Source organism: Flavobacterium denitrificans DSM 15936 (genome assembly GCF_000425445.1).
GTDB classification, from domain to species: Bacteria; Bacteroidota; Bacteroidia; order Flavobacteriales; family Flavobacteriaceae; genus Flavobacterium; species Flavobacterium denitrificans.
On record NZ_KE384378.1, the window covers coordinates 574,443 to 596,993 of the forward strand.

A 22,551-nucleotide genomic window follows, 5' to 3' on the forward strand; every position below is an offset into this window, starting at 1 on the left:
ACTTAAAATCTTGGCATCTAGAACCTTAGCAACTTTTTTTAGTCATTCATCGAAATCAAAAACTCTTCGTTATTTCTTGTTTTCTTGAAACGGTCGTTTACAAAATCCATAGATTCTACAGGATTCATATCTGACAGATATTTACGCATGATCCACATTCTTTGTAATGTTTTTTCATCCAATAACAAATCGTCACGACGCGTGCTTGACGAAGTAAGATCGATTGCAGGGAAAATACGTTTGTTGGCAATTTTACGATCCAATTGAAGTTCCATATTTCCAGTTCCTTTAAATTCCTCAAAGATCACCTCATCCATTTTAGAACCTGTTTCAGTCAATGCAGTTGCTATAATACTCAATGAACCACCGTTTTCAACATTTCTTGCTGCTCCAAAGAAACGTTTTGGTTTCTGTAATGCATTTGCATCAACACCTCCACTTAATACTTTTCCAGAAGCTGGCTGAACTGTGTTGTAAGCTCTTGCTAAACGCGTAATCGAATCCAAAAGAATTACCACATCGTGACCACATTCTACTAGACGTTTTGATTTTTCAAGAACAATATTAGCAATTTTTACGTGTTCTTGTGGCTCTCTGTCGAAAGTAGAAGCAATAACTTCTCCACGAACACTTCTTTGCATATCAGTAACCTCTTCAGGACGCTCATCAATCAAAAGAACGATCAAGTAAACTTCAGGGTGATTTGCGGCGATTGCATTTGCAATATCTTTCAAAAGCATTGTTTTACCCGTTTTAGGTTGTGCAACGATCATTCCACGTTGTCCTTTTCCTATTGGAGAAAACAAATCGATAATACGAGTTGATATAGAACTGCCTTTTTCGGCTAATTTGAATTTTTCAGAAGGAAAAACTGGCGTCAAGTGTTCGAAAGAAACTCTATCACGAACTACTTGAGGATCGTGACCATTAATTTTAAGTACACGAACTAAAGGGAAAAACTTTTCACCTTCTTTAGGAGGACGAACCACTCCTTTTACAGTATCTCCAGTCTTTAAACCAAATAATCTAATTTGGGAAGTTGATAAATAAATATCATCTGGAGAAGCTAAATAATTATAATCTGATGAACGCAAGAAACCGTAACCGTCCGGCATCATTTCAAGAACACCTTCGCTTTCAATAATTCCGTCAAATTCAAAATCAGAATCTCTGAAATTATTGTTCTTTTTATTTTTATGATTCGGATTCTGATTTCCGTTATTTCCATTACCGTTTCCGTTTTGGTTCGGATTCTGATTTTGGTTCTGGTTTTGATTTTTATTTTGATTCGGATTTATCTTTTTTTCCTGAGGAGCTGCTTCTGCTTTTTCTGCTACAACAGCCACTTCTGCAGTTTCTTCGGCAATCACCTCTTTATCAACACCTTTAACTGCTTCTTTTTCCTTTTGAAGAGCAACTTTCTTTTCGTAAGCTGATTTATTAAATTTTACGATTTTTGGTTCCTTCTTCTCTGCTACAGGACTATCGGCACTTTCTTGAGCTTTAGGTGCAGTTTGAATCTTAGGACTAGCTTGGATTTTTGGCTTTGCTGCAACTGGAGTTACTTTTTCAGGTGTTTCCTCAACTTTATCAAATTCTAAAACAGGAGCATTTTTTGGAGCTGCTGTTTTTTTTGCAGGAGCTATCCTTGCTCTTTTTGGTTTTTCATCTGCAATTTCCTTTTCAGCCACAGGAGATGCTGGCGGCGCTGTAGTCGCTTCTTGATGTGCTAAAATCTGAGTGATTAAAGTTTCTTTTTTAACACCATTAAACTTTATAGTTTTAGCCAACTTAGCTATTTCTTGAAGCTCAGAAAGCTTCATTTCTTTTAATGCAGAAATATCAAACATGAATGTTCTATGAATTTAATTATTTTAAAGGAAATACTGTAAAAAGTAGGTAGATAAATGATTTCAATTGACCGCAGTATGAAGTGCTTACGGTATTATGATGCAATAATACGAATAAATTTTAATCATACAATAGTATTTCTAAAAAAGAAAATATATTTTTGTAAAACAATTTCAAGTTATGTTACAACGAATTCAAACCGTATATTTAATTCTTACCTTTGTGATAACAGGGGTCTTAATGTTTTTTATACCGCTTTGGTCATTAAACGGTAAACCTTTCTACTTTATGCAAGATCAGGTTTACACAGTAGTATTAGGATTAAGCACAATGCTGACTATTATCAGCATCATATCATTTAAGAAGAGACAAAATCAGTTTGTGATGAACAGACTGAACATAATATTAAATTTAATTTTATTAGGATTATTTGTATATCGATCACTAAATTTATCTGGAGGGACTGCTACAGCTGCCCCTGAGAAAGGTATTGGGATGTTTCTTCCAATTGTTGCTATCGTGTTATTAGTTTTAGCTAATAAGGCCATCAAAAAGGACGAAGATCTTGTAAAATCTGTAGATCGTTTGAGATAAACCTATAAACTTAATTTTTTGTGCGAAGAAGAACCCGAATTTTATTCGGGTTTTTTTTATGTCTTATTTTATTACAAATCAGGCTTAATGAGTCTATTTTAAATCGAATTTTCACGATAATTTTGCACTTTCAAATTCAAAGAATCATGAGACCTAAAATAAGGATCCATCTTGCCGATGATCATCAAGTACTTATTGATGGCTTAACCAATTTATTGCATACAGTTGAAAATTTCGAAGTTGTGGGCAGTTCTTTAAATGGCAGTACGGTTTACGATGATGTAATTCAAAACAATGCCGATATTTTGATTCTAGACATCAGCATGCCTGAAAAAGATGGCATCAAAGTTCTCCAAGAATTTCATGAACAAAGTAGCCAATGCAAAATTATCATCCTCTCAAGTTATGATGATTTAAAAATCATTAAAGAAGTCATGAAACTAAATGCAAAAGGGTATTTAACAAAAAAATGTGCCGGCGAAAATATTATCGAAGCCATTCATGCCGTGTATCAAGGACAGGAATATTTTAGTGATGCTGTGCGAGAAAAAATCTTCAACAGTTTTACCCAAAACAATCCGAAATTAAACAAAAATACTAGCGTCGAAAATCCGATTTTAAGTCCGCGAGAAATCGAAATAATCACTTTGATATCACTAGAATACAGCGGTAAAGAAATTAGCGAAAAACTCTTCATCAGCATCAATACAGTTGAAACTCACCGCAAAAATATTATGAAAAAATTACAGATAAAAAACACCATAGGCCTTGTTAAGTATGCTTTAAAAAACAATTTAATCAAACAGTAATTCTTTGAATTGAAAGCTGGCTGTAATCACCTTTATCATGCGTCTTTTAAAAATAGCAATCGTTCTCTTAATAGCAAATGTTTTGAATGGAAATCTTCTTTATTGCCAGCAAAATACTTTTCCACAAGAAAACATTCAGCAATTACAGAAAACGAATATTAACGATCTACAAGAAATAGAACAATTAAAAAACAAAAAGATTGTAAGCCTTACTATTGTTTTAGTGATCATTTTATCTTTTTTATTTTATTTTTTTTATCAGAACAATAAATTGAAGCAAAAAATAAGGCAAAAAGACATTAAGCAAAAAATTCTGCTCAATGTCATCAATTCAAGCATTGACAGCCAAGAAATTGAGCGTAAAAAAATCGCTTCATTCTTGCATGATAATGTAAATTCCTTATTATCCTCTGCTGGATTGCACTTAAATACTTTTACGGCTCAAACCAATATAGATTCTAATGAAATAAAGAAAGCGAAAGGAATTTTGACTGAAGCGCATGATCTTTTACGAGATATATCACACGATCTTGTACCAAGTCTTTTAGTACGATTTGGTTTAATTTATGCTTTGGAAGATTTATGCGAACGAAACTCAAACCACACAATTGACTTTGCCTTTTCAAGCCAGGTTTCAACAAGCAAAAGATATACAGAGAAATTCGAAATAAAAATTTATTTTATTGTTTCGGAACTCTTTAGTAACATTATAAAACACAGCAATACTACTAATGCTGAAATATTTTTAAGTGAAGATCAAAATAATTTCAACATCAAAATACGGGATCACGGAATAGGCTTTAATGCAAAAAAAACAAATGAATCTGAAGGCTTTGGCTTAAACCGAATAAGAGCTCGTGTCAAAAAATTCAAAGGGAAAATTGATATTGTTTCCAAAGCAAATCAGGGCACCACAATTAAAATCAAAATTCCGTTGCCACATTAAACATCACTTTTTCCCGATTTCAATAATTTCCAAATCTTTGATTTTATCACCATCAATCACAAATCGTAACATAGTACGCATTTGATGAAAACCGCTTTTCCCTGCGGCACCCGGATTCATGTGCAATAAATTATTCTTTTTATCAAACATTACTTTTAAGATATGTGAATGTCCGCAAATGAATAATTTCGGTGGATTCAGAGTCATTTCTTCTCTAACATTCGGATTATATTTTCCTGGATAACCACCAATATGCGTAATCCATACAGAAACATTCTCGCACATAAATCGGTTATTTAATGGAAATTCTACTCTTGCTTTTGCATCGTCAATATTTCCATAAACCGCTCTTAATGGTTTTAGTTTTTTGATTGTATCGGTAACAATCAAATCTCCAATATCACCTGCATGCCAAACTTCATCAGCTAGTGCTACATATTTCAAAATTGTATCGTCAATATGACTGTGAGTGTCGGAAAGCAGAAGGATTTTGGTCATTTTTAAGAGGCTGAGATTCTAAGATGCTAAGATACTAAGGTTTCTTAAAAGATGCTAAGGGTTTAAGATACTAAGATGCTAAGCTATCAATAAAAAACCGATTTGTTTTCACAAATCGGCTTTCAAAACACTGAGTTAGACGCACTGCAGTGCGTCTCTACAATTTATCATTATGAAAATTACTATTTCTTAGGATTTTTAGAATCTTTCGTATCCATCATTTCCATAAGCTTCATGCCTAATAAACCACTAATAGAACCATCAGAACCACCATTTCCTGAAATCAATACATCTGGAATTACTTTGATGTTTCCTTTACCAATTTCTTCAGTCACTTTGTAACGAGTAAAGTTGTCTCCACCCATTGCGCTTACCTGAAGTTGGTATGCCTCAGCAGTTGATTTACCAATTGCCATAATTTTTTCCGCTTCAGCCAAACCAGTTTTTGAGATTTTCTCAGCTTCTGCACTTGCATTCAATTTTGTTGCTTCGGCTTGTGCTCCTGCTCTTGCTTTTGTCGCTTCTGCTTCTGCATTTGCACGCATTTTTGTTGCTTCTGCTTCAGCATTAACATTCAATTTCAAACTTGTCGCGTCTCCTTCTGCTTTCTTCACTGTTGCATCGGCAGTTCTTTGTGCGATTTCAACACTTTGCGAAGCACGAACAATTTCTTTCTGCATATCGGCAATTGCAGTTTCTTTTTCCATACCCTGACGCTGTTCTTGAGCCATTCTTTGCGTTTGATATGTTTTTTGCTCTTCTTCAGCCAACTTTCTATCTGTCAAAGTTTTCATCAAAGAATCTGGAGGCACAATATCTCCAATCAAAGTATCAACCGCATTAACGTTATATTCGTCAAGAACTAACTTAATATGATTTTTAGCCGATTCCTGACGCTCTTTTCTTGTTGTCAAAAATGAAATCACATCGCTATCCTGCGCCGAGTTTCTAAAATAGTTACCAATTGTTGGTTCTAAAACCTGCGAAACCAAATTGTTCATGCTTCCAAAACGCGCAATTACTTTTGGCGCCTCTGCCGCAGGAACGTGAATGATTTGTGCCACGTCTAGATTAAATGGGAAACCGTCTTTTGAACGAACCGTAATTGTAGACAGGTTTTTATCTAAATCATGTGATTCACTTCTCGCATTCGCCCAGTTCAAAACCAAGTTTGTTGTTGGAACAGCTTCTAACTTTGTTGTGTATTTATTCAAAGCATATTTTCCTGGTCCAAAAGGCTCCATCCAAACCCCTCTTTGTCCTTTTGAAACAATATTTCCGTGTTTAAAAGTATCTCCTGTTACATCTTGACCATCTTCTCCAATATATGATATGACAACACCTACATAACCGATCGGTACATCTGTCATTGGATTCTGCTCAATTTGAACTCCCCAGGTATTGATATAATAAGAACCTGCTAACATCACTTGAGGCTGTAAACCACGATTTCCGCCTTGTTCTAAGAACTTATCAAAATCTTGGAAATTATTATGGTTTTCGACAAATTTACCCGCAATTTGCCCCTGTGGAATTGGCTCTCCATCAAGTGCTGTAACAATACCAATCATGTTTTCGAAAATCTTGATTTGCTCAGCAATTACAATCTCAAATAAAAATGTATTGATACGATACGATCCCGTTGTGATAAAAGCGGTTTGACGGCCTTTTTGTCCGCCATTGTTTAAGAAGGCTGTCGCATCTTGAAAATTATCGCTTTCCACCCTTCTGGCCAAGATCCTTCCGGTCGGAATCTCTTTCCCATCTTTACTTAAAACCAATCCGATTTTTCCTTCTGGAATAATCGTAAATCCAGTCATATCTATTGAATATTGCCAGATCCACATTCCCCAATACAAACCTGGAGCAAGCGTTTGTGCCTGATAACCTGCCTCACCTTTTGTTGCAATAATACGGCCGTCTGGCAGAGATTTGTCGGCACCAAACAAAACGAATTTTTTGGTTACCAAACCAATTTTATCCTCAGGAACAATCACCATTCCGAAGAAAACACGTAAAATAAATTTGTAAAAAAGAAAGGCAAATAAAATTAAAATTATCCACCAATAAGAAGTAATTTCATTCATAGTTTTTGATATTTAGTCGTACAAACATAGGAGAAATATTTCCTGTTAAAATCAAAAATTTAAAAAATTAACTTTTGAAGTTTTTTGCTGAAAAATGTTAAAAAATCATTTATTCTCCATCGTTGGAATTTCAATTTTCTGACACGATTTTTTACTGAGTCAACTGTGGTTTGTATTTTGGTTTTTAACAGTTTTTAGGTTGGGTACAAAGGCCTAGAGTGACAAAGGAACAAAGGTTTTGTTTTTAGAATTTTGGTCAACACATTTTTTAAATTGACAAAAAATGCCCAATCTAGTGTTAGATGCACTACAGTGCATCTCTACAATTAAACCATATGAAAACTTTTTGCCTTTGCAACTTTGCATATTAAAAAAGAAAAAACCTTAGCATCTTAGCATCTTAGAACCTTAGCCACTTTTTTTGTACCTTTGGCACTCTGAACCTTTGAACCTCTACAGTGAGATATTTTATTCGATTTGCATACAACGGAACACCTTATAATGGATGGCAATTTCAGCCAAACGCACCTTCTGTTCAGGAAACTTTAAACAAAGCGCTTTCGGTTTTACTAAATACACCTATAAATGTTATGGGTGCCGGACGCACAGACACTGGAGTTCATGCAACAGAAATGTATGGGCATTTTGATGTTGAAAATCCTTTAGACGTTTCCGTTTTAGTTCATAAGCTAAATTCATTTTTACCAAAAGATATTGCTGTTTTTGATATTTTATTGGTACATGATGATGCGCATTGCCGATTTGATGCCACTAAACGCACGTACGAATACCACATCAATACTGTTAAAAATCCGTTTTTGCAGGAACTCAGCTGGTATGTAAGTCAAAAATTAGATGTAGCTTTGATGAATGAAGCTGCCAAAATTTTATTAAAGCATACCGATTTTCAATGCTTTTCAAAAGTCAATACAGATGTAAACACTTTTGATTGCACGGTTTTTGAGGCATATTGGAAAAATGAAAATAATAAACTGATTTTCACAATTTCAGCAAACCGATTTTTACGAAATATGGTTCGTGCCATTGTAGGCACATTAATCAATATTGGTCTTCATAAAATTTCTTTGGCCGATTTTGAAAATATTATTGCCAGTAAAAGCAGAGAAAAAGCTGGATTTTCAGTTCCAGCACACGGTCTTTATTTGACCAAAATTAATTACGATTACATAAATAGCCCTGATTGAAGTGAAAAGCTTTTTTGAAAAAAATATTGTTTTTGTGTTTTTTTATAAAGCGACCAACGGAAGCTCTTATAAAAAACAATACAAAAACATATTTTTGAGAAAAACTTGTAACGGAAAGCAGGAAATAGCTCCTTATACTAAATGAAAGCAAAAGCATTTGATACCGGCTTATTCAAACGAATTTTAAAATATACCAAACCTTACAAATGGCGCTATTATGGCGTAATTGTTTTTGCTATTTCGCTGTCGATTTTTGCGGCACTTCGCCCTTATTTGCTAAAACAAACTGTTGATGGTTATATCAAAACTCACGACAAGTATGGCTTATTGATGTATATTATCTTGATGGGACTTGTGCTTTTGATGGAAGTTTTTTCTCAATTCTACTTTGTGTATTGGGCCAACTGGCTTGGACAGGATATCGTAAAAGACATTCGCACCAAACTTTTCAAGCATATTTTAAGTTTCAGAATGAAATATTTTGATTTGGTTCCGGTTGGACAATTGGTAACTAGATCCGTTTCAGACATTGAGTCTATTGCACGTATTTTCAGTCAAGGACTTTTTATGATTATTAGTGATTTGATGAAAATGCTTGTGGTTTTGCTGTTCATGTTTTACATGAACTGGAAATTGACATGGATTGTGGTTGTAGCAATGCCAATTCTGGTTTATGTTACCCGAATTTTTCAACGCAAAATGCAAGTTGCTTTTGAAGAAGTCCGTACTCAGATTGCCAATATGAACTCTTTTGTTCAGGAACGTGTGACAGGAATGAAGATTGTACAGCTTTTTAACCGAGAAAAAATTGAAGCTGAAAAATTTAGAGAAATCAACGATAAACATAGAGTCGCTTGGATTAAAACCATTTTATATAACTCGATCTTTTTTCCAATTGCCGATATTATTTCGTCGATCACTTTAGGTCTGGTAGTTGTTTTTGGCGGATTTAAAATTTTGAATGGAGATCATTTTACAACATTTGGAGATTTATTCTCTTATACGATGTTCATCGGAATGCTCTTTAATCCGCTGCGTCAAATTGCTGATAAATTCAACGAGATGCAATTAGGAATGATTGCTGCCAATCGTGTTTTTGATATTATTGACACGCAAGACCATATTCAAGATACAGGAACAATTGAAGCTCCCGATTTTAACGGCAGCATTGAATTCAAAGACGTTCGTTTTAGTTATATTCCAGAAGAGGAAGTTATTAAAGGAATTGATTTATCTGTTAATTCGGGGCAAACCATTGCAATTGTTGGCTCTACCGGAGCAGGAAAATCAACAATTATCAATTTACTGAATCGTTTCTATGAAATTAACAGCGGAACAATTTATATCGATGGACATAATATTGAAAACTACACATTAGCTTCTTTACGAAAACAAATTGCCGTGGTTTTGCAAGATGTGTTTTTATTTGCCGATACAATTTACAATAACATCACTTTGCATAATCCAGAAATAACGCGCGAAAAAGTACTTGAAGCCGCAAAGAAAATTGGCGTTCACGATTTTATTATGAGTCTGCCTGATAATTATGATTTTGATGTTAAGGAGCGTGGTGTAATGTTATCTTCCGGCCAGCGCCAATTGATTGCGTTTTTGCGGTCGTATGTGAGCAATCCGAGTATTTTGATTTTGGATGAAGCGACTTCTTCAATTGATACCTATTCTGAAGAATTGATTCAGCGCGCGACAGAAACAATTACCAAAGGAAGAACTTCAATTATCATTGCACACCGATTGGCAACAATTGTAAATGCCGATAAAATTGTAGTAATGGATAAAGGACTTATTGTAGAGCAAGGAACGCATCAAGAGTTGCTTAACAAAAACGATGGTTATTACAAAAACTTGTATGATTCGCAATTTTCGGTTGCAAATTAGGTGTCAAAATGCTAAAAAAACATTTATAAACGTTAAATCAGCGTTATAGAAATCATAAAACTGCTTCTTAGCACCAAGTCTTTAACATATCGTTTTTGGTTTATTCTTTATCTTTGAGATTGTAGAAATCAAATGTAAAAGAAAATGCCACAAAACAGATTTTATCCAGACGAACAGTTCAAAGAAATAGAAATAAACGCCTCATTACAACTTAAATATGCCATTTCAAACCGAGGCCGATTAATCAGTTTTACCGACGAAATTGAAAACGGCAGAATTCTCAAAGGCGGTTTAAGCGATGGTTATCCAACCTTTAGATTCAAAGTTAAAAAAGATGACAAAATTGTCAACAAATATCTTTTTCTCTACAAATTAGTTGCCCAATATTTTATCCCAAAACAATCTGAAGATCAAACGTATGTTCTCCATTTAGATTACAACCGAAGCAACGATGATGCAAGCAATTTGCGATGGGCTACCAAAGAAGAAATGATGGCACACAGCCGAAAAAGCCCACGTGTGATTCAGGCGAAAAAGAACTTGATTGAACACAATCTAAAAGCAGACGGAAGAAAACTCACAACTACAAAAGTGATGCTGATCAAAAAAATCTTAGCCAGACCAGAACAAAAAACACGTTTGAAAATGATCGCTAAACAATTTGGCGTAAGCGAAATGCAGATTAGAAGAATTGCAAGCGGTGAAAACTGGGGACACGTTAAGGTTTAATTTTCATGGAAAAGGTGAAAGGTAAAATGTGAAATGTTAGATTATTTGAATCAAAATTTCACATTTTACCTTTTATTTTTTAAATCTCTTCCAATTTAGATCTTACTTTTTCACATTTTCACATTTTACCTTTTTACAACTTACTATTTTTTAAAATAAATCCTTAAATTCGCAATCACAAATAACAAAAAAAGAAAATCGACAAATGAGTTTCGGAATTATACTTCTCATTTTCGGTAATAAATACTAAAAACCAAAAAAATGAAATACGACGTTATTGTTTTAGGAAGTGGTCCTGGTGGCTATGTAACAGCAATTAGAGCTTCTCAATTAGGCTTTAAAGTAGCTGTAGTTGAAAAAGAAAACCTAGGAGGTGTATGTTTGAACTGGGGCTGTATCCCAACAAAAGCATTATTGAAATCAGCTCAGGTTTTTGATTACCTTAAACACGCTTCTGATTACGGATTAAAAGTTTCTGAATTCGATAAAGATTTCCCAGCAGTTATTCAACGTAGCCGTGGTGTAGCAGAAGGAATGAGCAAAGGAGTTCAGTTCTTGATGAAAAAAAACAAGATTGACGTTATCGAAGGTTTTGGAAAACTAAAACCAGGAAAAAAACTAGACGTTACAGACAAAGACAATAAAGTTACTGAATATAGCGCTGATCACATTATCATCGCAACTGGTGCTCGTTCTCGCGAATTGCCAAACTTACCTCAAGATGGTGTAAAAGTAATTGGATACCGTCAGGCAATGACTTTGCCAACTCAGCCAAAATCTATGATTATTGTTGGTTCTGGAGCAATTGGAGTTGAGTTCGCTCATTTCTATAACTCTATGGGAACTGATGTTACTATCGTAGAATTTATGCCAAACGTAGTTCCTGTAGAAGACGAAGATATCTCTAAACAATTTGAGCGTTCTTTGAAAAAATCAGGAATCAAAGTGATGACTAATTCTTCTGTTGAGCGTATTGACACAACAGGTGCAGGAGTTAAAGCTTTTGTTAAAACGGCAAAAGGAGAAGAAGTTCTAGAAGCTGACATTGTACTTTCTGCGGTTGGAATCAAAACAAACATTGAAAATATTGGTTTAGAAGAAGTTGGAATCGCTGTTGATAGAGATAAAATCTTAGTTAATGCTTACAACGCAACGAATATTCCTGGATACTATGCAATTGGTGATGTTACTCCAGGTCAAGCTTTAGCGCACGTTGCTTCTGCTGAAGGAATCAACTGTGTTGAAAAAATCGCTGGTATGCATGTAGATCCAATCAATTACGGAAACGTTCCAGGTTGTACGTATGCAACTCCAGAAATTGCTTCTGTTGGTTTAACTGAAAAACAAGCTAAAGAAAAAGGCTACGAATTAAAAATTGGTAAATTCCCATTCTCAGCTTCTGGAAAAGCTAAAGCTGCTGGAAATGCTGACGGATTCGTAAAAGTAATCTTTGATGCTAAATATGGAGAATGGTTAGGATGCCACATGATTGGTGCTGGTGTTACAGATATGATTGCTGAGGCAGTTGTAGCTCGTAAACTAGAAACTACTGGCCACGAAATCCTTAAATCTATCCACCCTCACCCTACTATGAGTGAGGCTGTTATGGAAGCTGTTGCTGATGCTTACGGCGAAGTAATTCACTTGTAAAATATACAATGTAAAGGCTTAAATGTCTTTGCGGAGTTATATATAATTTTTCAATTTATAAAATCCGATTTGTGCAAACAGATCGGATTTTTTTGCTTTAAAAAGCTTAATTTAGCAAATGCTGAGATGCATTTTTAAATCCTAATTTCAGCTTTAGCATTCAAAAAAATGGTGTTTAATAAAATCTACGTTATGAATACAGCCATTCAAGATTATAACAATTCACAAAGCAGTTCTGACAAAGAAATTTGCGATCGATTAGCAATGATAATTGATGAAAATATGCGGGATGCCGAAAACAAAATATGGCATGCGCATCCCGTTTGGTTTTTAGAAGGAAATCCAATTGTGGGCTACAGCAAGCTAAAAGGTTCTGTAAGATTGCTTTTTTGGAGCGGACAATCTTTTGAAGAAGAAAAACTACATAATGAAGGTTCATTCAAAGCCGCCGAAATGCGCTATACAAACGTCGATCAAATCAATAATGAAGACCTGAAAAGATGGCTCGAAAAAGGCACAGAAATTCAGTGGGATTATAAAAATATTGTCAAACGAAAAGGAGTCTTACTTCGACTCAAATAACAACCCAAAAACAACTAAAACTTAAAATGAAATTTTTACCCCTAATCGCCTTAATTATTATTACTTCTACAAGTTTTTCACAAACAAAAATGCGTCCATTAAACGAACTTATAGACAAAAACGATTCTGGCTGGAAATCGGTTAAAGAAATGGCAGGAACTGCAAAAAACAAAATAGAAATCCTTCCTGCTGATTCTCAAAAAGCAAATGATGCATTGTATCATACCCAAATAAATACAAATACCACAATGGGTGCCGTTGTTTACAAAACAGGCGGCATTCTAGTCGATAGCGGGTGGATCAGAATATTAGGTTCTGGAAGCGCAAAGCTAAACCGCAGTCTTCCGGATTGGAACAAAGGAAAATCTTTCAAAGAGTTTGGCGAAGTTCCCGGCTATTTATTAATTGCAGATGACGCTTTAGGCGGATTTTATATTTTAAACAGTGGTGCACTTGGAACTGATGTTGGTAAAATATATTATTTTTCGCCAGACAATTTGCAATTTGAACCTCTTGACATTAATTATCCTCAATTTTTGGATTTTTGCTTCAACAACGATTTAAATAAATATTATGAAGGAAGCAGATGGGACAAATGGAAAGATGAAGTTGCTGGATTAAAAGGCGATCAAGTTTTTAATTTTTATCCTTTTTTATGGACTGAGGAAGGAAGCGACATCAACAAAGTAAGCAGAAAAATAATTCCTATTGAAGAACAATACAGCCTGAACACTGCATTGAGAAAACAAATGGGAATGTAAATCATTTCAAATAAATAACACAATTCTTTAATTTTCAGTTTTTTAATATTATTTTTACTACTGACATAAGGTTGTCAGAAGGTGATTTTATTTTTGGAATAAAATTAAATTATGGAAACTAAAGATGGAAAATTAGCCTTTTATGCCGCCACTAGACAAGATTGGCGCAATTGGCTCGAAACAAATAGTCAAATCGAAAAATCGGTTTGGCTTATTTTATATAAAAAAAACAGCAAAACACCAAGCATCAATTTAATTGAAGCTACTGAAGAAGCTCTTTGCTATGGATGGATTGACAGTCTTTGCAAAAAACGTGATGCAGAAAGCTATTATTTGACATTTTCTCCCCGAAACCCAAAAACCAGTAAATGGAGCAAACCTAATATTGAACGAGCAGAAAGACTTATTGCGCAAAATTTAATGACGGAACATGGGCAAAAATTAATTGATATTGCCAAACAGCAAGGAAAATGGATTACAGATTAAGAAGTAATTGGTATAATTTTAAGCTCAAAATAAATCCAAAATAGCAACTAACTAAATTCTAAAACCATGATTAGAAAAATTGTACTGTTTGTTTCTTTACTAATTAACTTTATCGCTTTTTCGCAAGAACTTGAATTCAAAGCTCCCGATTACAAACAAATTGAAAAAGAAATTCAGGATAAAAAATCGGCATTTTATTATCCAAATCTAATGGATCGATTTGCTAAAAACGATACACTCATGACACCTGATGAATTTCATCATTTGTACTTTGGGTATGTATTTCAGCCAAAATACAATGCTTTTTGGTCATCTCCAGACGAAACAAAACTTAACGAATATTACAACAAAGAAAAACTAAATACAGCTGATTACGATGAAATTATCAAACTAGCCAATCACACGCTTGTTGATTTTCCCTTTGATTTAAAACAGCTTAATTATCTGGCGTATATTTATCATCTAAAAGGCGATGTAGAAGCTGCTAAAATAACTTCATACAAATTTCACAATATCATGAATGCCATTTTAGCTTCTGGTGATGGCAAAAAATGTGAAACTGGTTTTCATGTTTTATTGGTCGAACATGAATATATTATCTTGAACCTTTTTGAGATCGAATCAAAAGGACAATCTTTGGTTGGCAATTGTGACTATCTTAGCTTTGAAAAAGGAAAATACAAAGTTGATGGCGTTTATTTCAACATTGAAAAAATGCTAGAAAACGAAAGAAAATCATTGCACTAAATAGATGCCGAAAACAGAATTAAAAATAATTGAAATCAGAAACAGCGATTACGACGCTTTGAAAAAATTATTTTTAGAAGAAAGACGAAGAACATTTTCATGGCTCGATCAATCGGAATTTCAATTAGATGATTTTGAAAAGCTGACTCAGGGCGAATTCATTTTGACTGCATTTTATAACACCAAAATTGTTGGGTTCATTTCCATCTGGATGCCTAACAATTTTATTCATCATTTATATGTCGATCATCACTATCACGGAAAAAGTATTGGAACTGAATTATTAAAAGCCTCCATTAAAAAAACAGCATTTCCGATCACATTGAAGTGTTTAGAAAAAAACACCAAAGCCATTCATTTTTACAAAAGAAAGGGTTTTATCGAAAAAGAAAGAGGGAACTCAGAACACGGAACTTATATTTTATTTGAATTGCTAGAAAACATTCACTAATCAAAATTACAAAGCTCGCAAATAGACACCCCTGAATCATCTATTGACAAAAAACAAAACATTGAAACGCAACCTTTTAGCAAAAACATCATCTCTTAATAAAACCAATAAATTTTAACCGATGAAAAAAACTTTTACCCTTCTTTTCATTCTTTTTGCTTTTGTAGGTTGTAATAGTGATGACGATGATACAAACCCAGTTGCAGGAAATTGGAAACTAGTCACCGCAAGTAGTTTAGATAAAGGATTTGAGGATTATTCCAACAAAAACGTTATTTACCAATTTGATACCAAATCGAACTTAACGATTAATACCGATGGAGTAATAAAAAACCATCAATACCAATATAAAGTTGGTTATTTATCCGGAAGTTTTAAGCTTGGTGAAAAAAAAATTCCACTAGTTATTATCGATGGTGCAATATGGACTTACTATATATCGTCTACTGGTAAAATGTCATTAAACCAGTCCTATACAGAAGGCCCAATGTTGACTTTTGTACGACAATAAGTCTCTGCAGTTTTATAAATAAAAAAATGCTCTTCAAAAATTTCTGAAGAGCATTTTTTATTAGTTGACTAAAAACAGTGCATTGCTGAACAAGAGAATCCCGTTTTCCCAAAAACCTCTAAAAAGCGGATTATCCATCATGTAAATCACGCTTCCGTCGCCTTTTTTATCAACTGCAAAAGTCACGGTTTCTGGAAGTTTTTTCTTGATGTCGTTTCCAACAAAACCATAACTCAAAAAGTTTTTCGGAATATAAGCAACATTGATTGCACTTTTTAAAAGTGAAAATGATCTTTCGTTGGTTTTTAAGCTGTAATACGTGTTTCCTAAACCAAAAGCCATTGGGTATGTTTTGTCTAGTTTATTCTCGATAATTGCGCCCGGAATTGTACCTGAAATTTCTCGTCGCTCTGATCCCTCAAAGTCTAAAAAACGTTTTTTAAGCTCGATTTCTTTTTCTTCTTTTTCCGATTTTTCTTTGTCTTCTTTACTTGCAAACTGACTCAAAGCATAACCCTCACGATCTTGAAATAATGAAATTGCACTGCTCATCGCGATTACTTTTCCTCCATTTTTAATCCAATCATCGATTTGTTTTTTCTGATCTTCTGAGAAATCATAAGAACCGTCCGAAAGTATCAACGTATTGTAATTGTATAATTTAACGCGATTGAAATTGCTTGTTTCAACTATGCTCACAGGATATTTTATCACTTCGTCCAAATAATGCCAATTGGCGCCAAACTCCGTCGAAACAATTCCTTTTCCAGAAAGCATCAAGATTTTTGGCGCTTTTAAAAGAACAAAATTTTCTCCACCGATATCTTTTGAATTAGTTGAAAATCCAGTCGTTATAAAACTATAATCAGACTTGATTTTGATGATTTCATTAACAGTTTTTTCAAAATCAGCTATTTTCGGATTATCTGCACGACTAATAATCAATCCGCCTGGTTCGATTGTGATTGTTCCAAAAACTGCTTTTTTCATTGCTGAACGCACTTTTACATTTGCTTGATGCAACAACGAAAGAATTTGTCCCGAAGTCCTGCTATTCCAAGGCACATAAAAAGCATAAACACTTGCCGGAATATTTTTTGGAGCAATTTCAATTTGAGTTTTTGTTTTTACAGAAAGTACATTTTTTACTGCATAACCTTCAATTCCGTAAGCCAATGGCAACGCCCAAGCAGTAATATCATATGACAAACTGTCGTTCAATTTTTGATTCGGCTCAAATAAAACCTGCGTCAAAACTGATCTTGGCTGATCTGCTTTTATGATTAAATCGTTGGGCTCAATCTTGAAACTTTCATTTTTTTTGGTTTGATAATGAAATCCAGAAGCACTCGAAGAAGCATCTGCATAAGTGAATTCGATATCATTTTTTTTCAACATCTCAGTTAGTTGTTCCAGTTTTGCATTGCTTTTTAAAACATAAGTATTGTAAACGCCCTTTGCTTTTTTGCGTGCATTTGCATGAAAATCTCTAAAACCTTTCAACAGTATCTCTTTTTGCGAAGCCGCACTTTCTACAACTGTCAATACTGCTGCGGAATGATGTGTCAAGCGATCTTTTATAGTTACGTTTGCCCCATTTTCCATTGTAACTTCACGTCCTGCTCCTATACCGCCTTGTTCAAGCGTCAAACCAACTGCTCCGTTATAAGTTGGGTACGTATCGCCATAACTTGGATAAAACAAATCAAAACGTTCTCTGGTATTGTACATCCAGTTTTGCTTGTCGAATTTCTGTGAAATATTTTTCCCTAAAACATTATGAAAATCTTTTTGATATTGCTCTATGAATTCATGCAAAGGTTCTGCTGCCGGCGGAAAAAAGTATGGCGAATTATAACTCATTTCATGCACATCAGTATGTACGTGAGGCATCCATTGGTTATACACTTTTATACGCTGTTGCGATTCGGCTTGCGTTTGCCAAGCCCAATCACGATTTAAATCAAAAAGATAATGATTGTATCTTCCACCTGGCCATTCTTCCATGTGTTCTCTGTCATACAAACCTGGATGATTCTTCTTTCCTGAAATTTCTCTAAGCCAATTTCCATAACGTGAATATCCGTCAGGATTGATGCATGGATCCAGAATTACAACTGTATTTTTAAGCCACTTTTTGGTTTCCTCATTTGTTGGATTCAAAAGTTCATAGGCAACGGTCAATGCGCTTTCTGTCCCGGCAAATTCATTTCCGTGAACGTTGAAACTCAACCAAACAATAATTTTATCTTGTGCCGTAGCCGATTTCGAGTCTGAAAGTCCAATTGAAGCTAAATTATTTAAACGGATTTGCTCCAGATTTTTCAGATTGTCAGCATCCGAAATGAAATATAAATTCAAATCACGTTGTTCGTTTGTTAATCCGTATTGCTGTTTTTTAATTGAGGCTGAATTTTCAGTCAGATATTTAAAATAATCCTCGACTTGATGGTAGTAACTTATTTGTTTTCCATAATTTGGAATAAACTCTGAAGGCGATTTTAATTGCGCCAAAGCAGAAATTGAAGCCGCTACAAAAAATAATGCCGCGTAAAAGTTTTTTGTCATAATTGGAAATGGTTTGTAGTTGGTTAAAAATAAGAATTAACTTTATATAATCGAAAAAGCGATCTAAATTTTAATTGATTTATTAACTTTCAAAATAAATTAATCCAGATGAATATTCTAATCATTTATGCGCATCCAAGCAAAAAATCGTATACTTTTCAGGTTCTGGAAAGATTAAAATCTGCTATTTTGAAGCAAAACTGGAATCTCGAAATTTCAGATTTATATGCTTCAAATTTTGAAAGCGATATGTCTGAAGAAGAATATGAAAGAGAAGGTTTTGCAAAACTCGATCTTCCTATTGCTGAAGATGTTTTGGCTGAACATAAAAAAATCGAAAATGCCGATTGCCTAATTTTCCTTTATCCGGTTTGGTGGAGCGATTGTCCGGCAAAACTAAAAGGCTGGTTTGATCGTGTTTATTCGGTTGGATATGCTTATGGACAGACTGAATCTTTTCCGAAAATGAAAACTATTCCGCACGGAATTGCAATTTGCACTGCCGGACATCCAAACCATTTTTTGGACGAAATTGGAATTGCGCAAAGCATGGAAAAAATAATGCTCGAAGACCGACTAGGAAAACGTTTTGAAAATAAAGAAATGCTGATTCTAGGGGGAACTTTAGAATTAGAAAAAGTAATGGAGAATCACTTTTTGCAGATTGAGAAAATTGTAAGTAATCTTTCTAATTAAATTTAATTACTTTGGAACTCAAAAAAACAATTTCGATTTAATATGGCAGTACAAAAAAAAGTGTTAGAACAAAAAACAGATAAAGAATTAGAACAATACATTAAGCCTGAAACGAGATATGTACCGCAAGCCACAAAATTTGCATTCGAAATTCTCAAAACAAGAGGAAGAGTTTTTTCTCAAGAAGAAATAGATTCAATCCATAAATTGATAAACAAAACCGAAGAGAAAAAAATACGTCCAATACATGAAAACCATATAAAATCCTCAAATTTTATTTTTATTTCAATAGCTATGGGACTGGTAAATTTCGTTTTAGCGCTAAAATATTACCCAAACCAATCCATTTTTTCAGCAGTTGTGGCTTTCATTTTTGTTGGAATTCTAGGATATTTAATTCGTCAAGGACGTGATTTAAAAATTTTATTATTGATACTGTTTGCGCTTGGATTACTTGTTTCTATTCCGACTTTAATTTCTGACTTAACCTATTTTCCTTTAAACGGACTTTTAAGCCTTGGACAGCAGATATTGCAACTTTTGGCTATAATTTTTCTATTTATGATTCCGAAGAAATTTGAAAGTATAAAAACCGACGAATTTGAATTATGGCTTTCTGGGAAAACAAATAAACCGGACTAAAGTCCAGCAGCCCTACAATATAAATCGAGCCGAAGGCTCTTCTATCGTTCCGAAGGAACAAACCATATTGTAGAGCTGGACTTCAGTCCAGTTTAAATAAATTTTCAAAACTTGTCTGAAACTCCCCTTTCTTTTGTCTCTTAAACACCCTAACATTTTGATTATTAGAGCGTAAATTTGCAATACAACCCTTTAAATTATTCAAAATGAGTACTACAGATTTTACCACAACCATAAAAGTAGATCAATCACCAGCGGCAGTTTTTAATGCTGTAACAAATGTCCGAGGCTGGTGGTCTGAAGAAATAGAAGGAAATACAGCCAAGCTGAATGATGAATTTGATTATCATTATGAAGATGTTCATCGTTGCAAAGTAAAATTGATTGAAGTTATTTCGAATCAGAAAATTGGTTGGTTAGTTGAACAAAACTATTTCAAATTTACAGAAGATGAAACCGAATGGACTGGCACTAAACCCACCTTTGAAATAACTGAAAAAAATGGAAAAACAGAGCTCAAATTCACTCATTTTGGCTTAACCTCCGAATATGAATGCTTTGAAATTTGCAGAGGCGCCTGGACAAACTACATTCAAAACAGTCTTAAAAAACTAATTGAAACTGGAAAAGGCGAGCCAAATGCTACCGGAAAACCACAAACTGAAAACGAAAAAAGGCTATCTTCAAAATAATTTTATAAATTAGTGATTCTAAAAATCCTAATTATATGAACCCCATTGTAAAAAATACTCTGGCAGTCCTTGCCGGAATCGTTGTTGGAAGTATTGTCAATATGAGTATAGTTTTATTAAGTGGTTCTATTATTCCGCTTCCAGAAGGCGCCGACAATCGTACAATGGAAAGTCTTAAATCAACAATGCATTTGTTTGAAGCCAAACATTATCTTTTTCCGTTTTTAGCACACGCTATCGGAACATTTGTTGGTGCAATCACGACTGCATTACTAGCTTTTAATCATAAAAAGAAACTTGCGCTGTTGATTGGCGCATTCTTTTTATTTGGTGGTATTGTAAGTGTTTGCTCATTGCCATCGCCGGTTTGGTTTACGATTGTCGATTTGGTTTTTGCTTATATTCCAATGGCATATCTGGCGTTGAAATTACTTTGTCATAAAGGAAAAATTCAAAAAAAAGAGTGACCAATCATCAAAAAAGTCCGTCAGACAACCATTTTAATAGTACTGAAATTAGCCAGAAAGAATTCGCAAAATTAGACATCAATCTTTTAGAAATCAAACTGGAAAATTTATAAAACTTACCACTTAATTGTTAAAAAATGTCCTTTCAAATTTCGTAACTTAGTTCGTTTTTATATCTGAAAATCATGACTAAGAAAGAAATTGCTCGAAACTTTCTAAAACTTGCCGCAAACGGACACTCGCATGAAGCTTTTCGTTTGCATGTTGGCAAAAAATTCAAACATCACAACGCTTATTTTAAAGGCGATGCCGATACTTTAATGCTTGCAATGGAAGAATCTGCAAGAACAAATCCAAATAAGATTTTCAAAATTCATCATATTTTGGAAGATGAAAATCTCGTAGCTGTGCATTCTCATTTACAGCAAAATTCAAAAGATATTGGTTTTGCTGTAGTTCATATTTTAAAATTTAAAGACGACAAAATAATTGAACTTTGGGATTTAGGACAGCCAATTCCTACTGAAACTATTAACGAAAACGGAATGTTTTAACTAATTGTTAATGGTGAATTGTTAATTATAAATTATTTCCAAAGACCGAAAACTAAAAAATACAAAAGCCTAAAAATGACCTTTTTATCCAAAACACTTTCAATATTGTCTTTAATTTTTCTTTTTTTGAGCTGTAATTCCTTCGCTCAAAAAGAAAATAATTATTCTGCTAAAATTGACAGTTTAATAATAAACACCAATTCTCCCATTTTTAATGGTGCAATTTTGATTTCAAAAAACGGAAAAACATTGTATTCTAAAGTAAAAGGTTTTTCGAATTTTGAAACCAAAAAAACTTTGAAATTAAACAGTGAATTCGAAATCATGTCAAACAGCAAACAAATTACGGCTGTTTTGATTTTATTGGAAGTTGAAAAAGGAAAAATAGATCTCAATGCTCCAATCAAAAATTATTTACCTGAATTAAAACAAACTTGGGCAGATTCTGTAACGGTTCATCAGCTTTTAAATCATACTCACGGAATTGTCGGTTTAGACAAACCATTGGCATTTAAACCCGGAACTCAGTTTAAATACGGAAATTTAAATTTCAGTCTTCTAGGGAAAATCGTAGAATTTAGTACCAAAAAAAGTTACACTGAAGTGGCTACCGCGCTTTTTTCGAAACTAAAAATGAAAAACACCTATGTCTATTCTAAAGGTAAAAATCAAAATTTAGTTTCTGGTTATATCAATAAGAATAACACTTTCGAAATCACTCATGATGATTATATTACGCCAGAAAGCCTTGGAGCAGACGGCATTATTTCAACCGTAACTGATTTAACTATTTGGAACAATAATCTTCATAAAGGAAAAATTTTAAAACCTGCATCTTATCAGAAAATGTTGAAATACACAACACTTTCGCAACATAATTTATTCGGAAAAGAAAAAGAAGGTTACGGTTACGGAATTAGAATTATTGAAAAAGAACCTGTTAAATATCTTGGACACACAGGTTTGGGTGATGGGTTTTCTTCAGTAAATTTATACTTCCCTGAAAGTGATATTAGTCTGATTGTTTTAGAAAATCAGATGAATGACGATTCTAATTTGTTTTACATATCTGAATTTAAAATCAAAAATATTCTTTTAAAAAGTGATTTATTAAATAAAAAATAAACTC

23 protein-coding genes are annotated in these 22,551 nt (G+C 33.9%); 19 read left to right on the top strand and 4 right to left on the bottom strand.

The window, feature by feature from the left end:
• Nucleotides 1-38: 38 nt before the first annotated feature.
• Nucleotides 39-1,850 carry a transcription termination factor Rho gene (gene rho, locus H600_RS0119075; RefSeq protein WP_026730291.1) on the bottom strand — a complete coding sequence of 604 codons (1,812 nt, stop codon included), beginning with the start codon at nucleotides 1,848-1,850 and terminating at the stop codon, nucleotides 39-41.
• A gap of 181 nt (nucleotides 1,851-2,031) precedes the next feature.
• Here rho and H600_RS0119080 point away from each other — a divergent pair, with 181 nt between their 5' ends.
• From H600_RS0119080 to H600_RS22350, 3 genes are all read left to right on the top strand, one after another.
• Entirely contained in the window at nucleotides 2,032-2,445 is a 414-nt protein-coding gene (locus tag H600_RS0119080; protein WP_026730292.1) for a DUF4293 domain-containing protein, read from the top strand.
• A 146-nt stretch (nucleotides 2,446-2,591) separates the two neighbouring features.
• Nucleotides 2,592-3,254 carry a response regulator gene (locus H600_RS0119085; RefSeq protein WP_026730293.1) on the top strand — a complete coding sequence of 221 codons (663 nt, stop codon included), beginning with the start codon at nucleotides 2,592-2,594 and terminating at the stop codon, nucleotides 3,252-3,254.
• A gap of 37 nt (nucleotides 3,255-3,291) precedes the next feature.
• Nucleotides 3,292-4,200 carry a sensor histidine kinase gene (locus H600_RS22350; RefSeq protein WP_084157407.1) on the top strand — a complete coding sequence of 303 codons (909 nt, stop codon included), beginning with the start codon at nucleotides 3,292-3,294 and terminating at the stop codon, nucleotides 4,198-4,200.
• Between the two features lie 3 nt (nucleotides 4,201-4,203).
• On the opposite strand, the gene H600_RS0119095 is transcribed toward H600_RS22350, so the two are convergent.
• Entirely contained in the window at nucleotides 4,204-4,698 is a 495-nt protein-coding gene (locus tag H600_RS0119095) for a metallophosphoesterase family protein (RefSeq protein WP_026730294.1), read from the bottom strand.
• 182 nt (nucleotides 4,699-4,880) lie between these two features.
• Entirely contained in the window at nucleotides 4,881-6,785 is a 1,905-nt protein-coding gene (locus H600_RS0119100; RefSeq protein WP_026730295.1) for an SPFH domain-containing protein, read from the bottom strand.
• 458 nt (nucleotides 6,786-7,243) lie between these two features.
• On the opposite strand from H600_RS0119100, the gene truA reads away from it, so the two are divergent.
• The 10 genes from truA to H600_RS0119155 all read left to right on the top strand — a co-directional run bounded on the left by truA (nucleotide 7,244) and on the right by H600_RS0119155 (nucleotide 15,803).
• Nucleotides 7,244-7,990, top strand: coding sequence for a tRNA pseudouridine(38-40) synthase TruA (truA, locus tag H600_RS0119105; RefSeq protein ID WP_026730296.1), 747 nt, complete (start codon nucleotides 7,244-7,246; stop codon nucleotides 7,988-7,990).
• Nucleotides 7,991-8,131: 141 nt separating this feature from the next.
• Nucleotides 8,132-9,886, top strand: a complete 1,755-nt coding sequence (locus H600_RS0119115; protein ID WP_026730297.1) for an ABC transporter ATP-binding protein — start codon at nucleotides 8,132-8,134, stop codon at nucleotides 9,884-9,886.
• Nucleotides 9,887-10,030: 144 nt separating this feature from the next.
• A complete protein-coding gene (locus tag H600_RS0119120) occupies nucleotides 10,031-10,615 on the top strand; it encodes an NUMOD4 domain-containing protein (RefSeq protein ID WP_026730298.1) in 585 nt (194 codons plus the stop codon).
• A 261-nt stretch (nucleotides 10,616-10,876) separates the two neighbouring features.
• Nucleotides 10,877-12,265, top strand: a complete 1,389-nt coding sequence (gene lpdA, locus H600_RS0119125; RefSeq protein ID WP_035108757.1) for a dihydrolipoyl dehydrogenase — start codon at nucleotides 10,877-10,879, stop codon at nucleotides 12,263-12,265.
• A 192-nt stretch (nucleotides 12,266-12,457) separates the two neighbouring features.
• Nucleotides 12,458-12,847 carry a DUF1801 domain-containing protein gene (locus H600_RS0119130; protein ID WP_026730300.1) on the top strand — a complete coding sequence of 130 codons (390 nt, stop codon included), beginning with the start codon at nucleotides 12,458-12,460 and terminating at the stop codon, nucleotides 12,845-12,847.
• A 26-nt stretch (nucleotides 12,848-12,873) separates the two neighbouring features.
• Nucleotides 12,874-13,608 carry a DUF2625 domain-containing protein gene (locus tag H600_RS0119135; RefSeq protein ID WP_026730301.1) on the top strand — a complete coding sequence of 245 codons (735 nt, stop codon included), beginning with the start codon at nucleotides 12,874-12,876 and terminating at the stop codon, nucleotides 13,606-13,608.
• A 111-nt stretch (nucleotides 13,609-13,719) separates the two neighbouring features.
• The gene (locus tag H600_RS0119140) at nucleotides 13,720-14,094 is read left to right on the top strand and encodes a YdeI/OmpD-associated family protein (RefSeq protein ID WP_026730302.1); all 375 of its coding nucleotides are present in this window, start codon (nucleotides 13,720-13,722) and stop codon (nucleotides 14,092-14,094) included.
• A 66-nt stretch (nucleotides 14,095-14,160) separates the two neighbouring features.
• Nucleotides 14,161-14,841 (top strand): DUF4919 domain-containing protein, encoded by a 681-nt coding sequence (locus tag H600_RS0119145; protein ID WP_026730303.1) that lies wholly within the window; start codon nucleotides 14,161-14,163, stop codon nucleotides 14,839-14,841.
• A 4-nt stretch (nucleotides 14,842-14,845) separates the two neighbouring features.
• A complete protein-coding gene (locus H600_RS0119150) occupies nucleotides 14,846-15,292 on the top strand; it encodes a GNAT family N-acetyltransferase (protein ID WP_026730304.1) in 447 nt (148 codons plus the stop codon).
• 121 nt (nucleotides 15,293-15,413) lie between these two features.
• Complete coding sequence (locus tag H600_RS0119155) at nucleotides 15,414-15,803, top strand: hypothetical protein (protein ID WP_026730305.1); 390 nt, start codon at nucleotides 15,414-15,416, stop codon at nucleotides 15,801-15,803.
• 60 nt (nucleotides 15,804-15,863) lie between these two features.
• Here the strand turns inward: H600_RS0119155 and H600_RS0119160 are convergent, their stop codons facing one another.
• Nucleotides 15,864-18,371, bottom strand: a complete 2,508-nt coding sequence (locus H600_RS0119160; RefSeq protein WP_026730306.1) for a M14 family zinc carboxypeptidase — start codon at nucleotides 18,369-18,371, stop codon at nucleotides 15,864-15,866.
• Between the two features lie 108 nt (nucleotides 18,372-18,479).
• Here H600_RS0119160 and H600_RS0119165 point away from each other — a divergent pair, with 108 nt between their 5' ends.
• The 6 genes from H600_RS0119165 to H600_RS0119190 all read left to right on the top strand — a co-directional run bounded on the left by H600_RS0119165 (nucleotide 18,480) and on the right by H600_RS0119190 (nucleotide 22,547).
• Nucleotides 18,480-19,067, top strand: coding sequence for an NAD(P)H-dependent oxidoreductase (locus H600_RS0119165; RefSeq protein ID WP_026730307.1), 588 nt, complete (start codon nucleotides 18,480-18,482; stop codon nucleotides 19,065-19,067).
• 42 nt (nucleotides 19,068-19,109) lie between these two features.
• Nucleotides 19,110-19,709, top strand: coding sequence for a hypothetical protein (locus tag H600_RS0119170; RefSeq protein WP_026730308.1), 600 nt, complete (start codon nucleotides 19,110-19,112; stop codon nucleotides 19,707-19,709).
• A gap of 206 nt (nucleotides 19,710-19,915) precedes the next feature.
• The gene (locus H600_RS0119175; RefSeq protein WP_026730309.1) at nucleotides 19,916-20,401 is read left to right on the top strand and encodes an SRPBCC family protein; all 486 of its coding nucleotides are present in this window, start codon (nucleotides 19,916-19,918) and stop codon (nucleotides 20,399-20,401) included.
• A 35-nt stretch (nucleotides 20,402-20,436) separates the two neighbouring features.
• On the top strand, nucleotides 20,437-20,868 hold the full coding sequence (locus H600_RS0119180; protein WP_026730310.1) for a hypothetical protein: 432 nt from the start codon (nucleotides 20,437-20,439) through the stop codon (nucleotides 20,866-20,868).
• A gap of 185 nt (nucleotides 20,869-21,053) precedes the next feature.
• Nucleotides 21,054-21,422, top strand: coding sequence for a nuclear transport factor 2 family protein (locus H600_RS0119185; RefSeq protein ID WP_026730311.1), 369 nt, complete (start codon nucleotides 21,054-21,056; stop codon nucleotides 21,420-21,422).
• Between the two features lie 126 nt (nucleotides 21,423-21,548).
• The gene (locus H600_RS0119190; protein WP_245176603.1) at nucleotides 21,549-22,547 is read left to right on the top strand and encodes a serine hydrolase domain-containing protein; all 999 of its coding nucleotides are present in this window, start codon (nucleotides 21,549-21,551) and stop codon (nucleotides 22,545-22,547) included.
• Nucleotides 22,548-22,551 lie beyond the last annotated feature (4 nt).

Bases quoted from the DNA above. Each gene is read 5' to 3' on its own strand.
- rho (WP_026730291.1), bottom strand. From the start codon at position 1,850: ATGTTTGATATTTCTGCATTAAAAGAAATGAAGCTTTCTGAGCTTCAA.
- H600_RS0119080 (WP_026730292.1), top strand. From the start codon at position 2,032: ATGTTACAACGAATTCAAACCGTATATTTAATTCTTACCTTTGTGATA.
- H600_RS0119085 (WP_026730293.1), top strand. From the start codon at position 2,592: ATGAGACCTAAAATAAGGATCCATCTTGCCGATGATCATCAAGTACTT.
- H600_RS22350 (WP_084157407.1), top strand. From the start codon at position 3,292: ATGCGTCTTTTAAAAATAGCAATCGTTCTCTTAATAGCAAATGTTTTG.
- H600_RS0119095 (WP_026730294.1), bottom strand. From the start codon at position 4,698: ATGACCAAAATCCTTCTGCTTTCCGACACTCACAGTCATATTGACGAT.
- H600_RS0119100 (WP_026730295.1), bottom strand. From the start codon at position 6,785: ATGAATGAAATTACTTCTTATTGGTGGATAATTTTAATTTTATTTGCC.
- H600_RS0119115 (WP_026730297.1), top strand. From the start codon at position 8,132: ATGAAAGCAAAAGCATTTGATACCGGCTTATTCAAACGAATTTTAAAA.
- H600_RS0119120 (WP_026730298.1), top strand. From the start codon at position 10,031: ATGCCACAAAACAGATTTTATCCAGACGAACAGTTCAAAGAAATAGAA.
- lpdA (WP_035108757.1), top strand. From the start codon at position 10,877: ATGAAATACGACGTTATTGTTTTAGGAAGTGGTCCTGGTGGCTATGTA.
- H600_RS0119130 (WP_026730300.1), top strand. From the start codon at position 12,458: ATGAATACAGCCATTCAAGATTATAACAATTCACAAAGCAGTTCTGAC.
- H600_RS0119135 (WP_026730301.1), top strand. From the start codon at position 12,874: ATGAAATTTTTACCCCTAATCGCCTTAATTATTATTACTTCTACAAGT.
- H600_RS0119140 (WP_026730302.1), top strand. From the start codon at position 13,720: ATGGAAACTAAAGATGGAAAATTAGCCTTTTATGCCGCCACTAGACAA.
- H600_RS0119145 (WP_026730303.1), top strand. From the start codon at position 14,161: ATGATTAGAAAAATTGTACTGTTTGTTTCTTTACTAATTAACTTTATC.
- H600_RS0119150 (WP_026730304.1), top strand. From the start codon at position 14,846: ATGCCGAAAACAGAATTAAAAATAATTGAAATCAGAAACAGCGATTAC.
- H600_RS0119155 (WP_026730305.1), top strand. From the start codon at position 15,414: ATGAAAAAAACTTTTACCCTTCTTTTCATTCTTTTTGCTTTTGTAGGT.
- H600_RS0119160 (WP_026730306.1), bottom strand. From the start codon at position 18,371: ATGACAAAAAACTTTTACGCGGCATTATTTTTTGTAGCGGCTTCAATT.
- H600_RS0119165 (WP_026730307.1), top strand. From the start codon at position 18,480: ATGAATATTCTAATCATTTATGCGCATCCAAGCAAAAAATCGTATACT.
- H600_RS0119170 (WP_026730308.1), top strand. From the start codon at position 19,110: ATGGCAGTACAAAAAAAAGTGTTAGAACAAAAAACAGATAAAGAATTA.
- H600_RS0119175 (WP_026730309.1), top strand. From the start codon at position 19,916: ATGAGTACTACAGATTTTACCACAACCATAAAAGTAGATCAATCACCA.
- H600_RS0119180 (WP_026730310.1), top strand. From the start codon at position 20,437: ATGAACCCCATTGTAAAAAATACTCTGGCAGTCCTTGCCGGAATCGTT.
- H600_RS0119185 (WP_026730311.1), top strand. From the start codon at position 21,054: ATGACTAAGAAAGAAATTGCTCGAAACTTTCTAAAACTTGCCGCAAAC.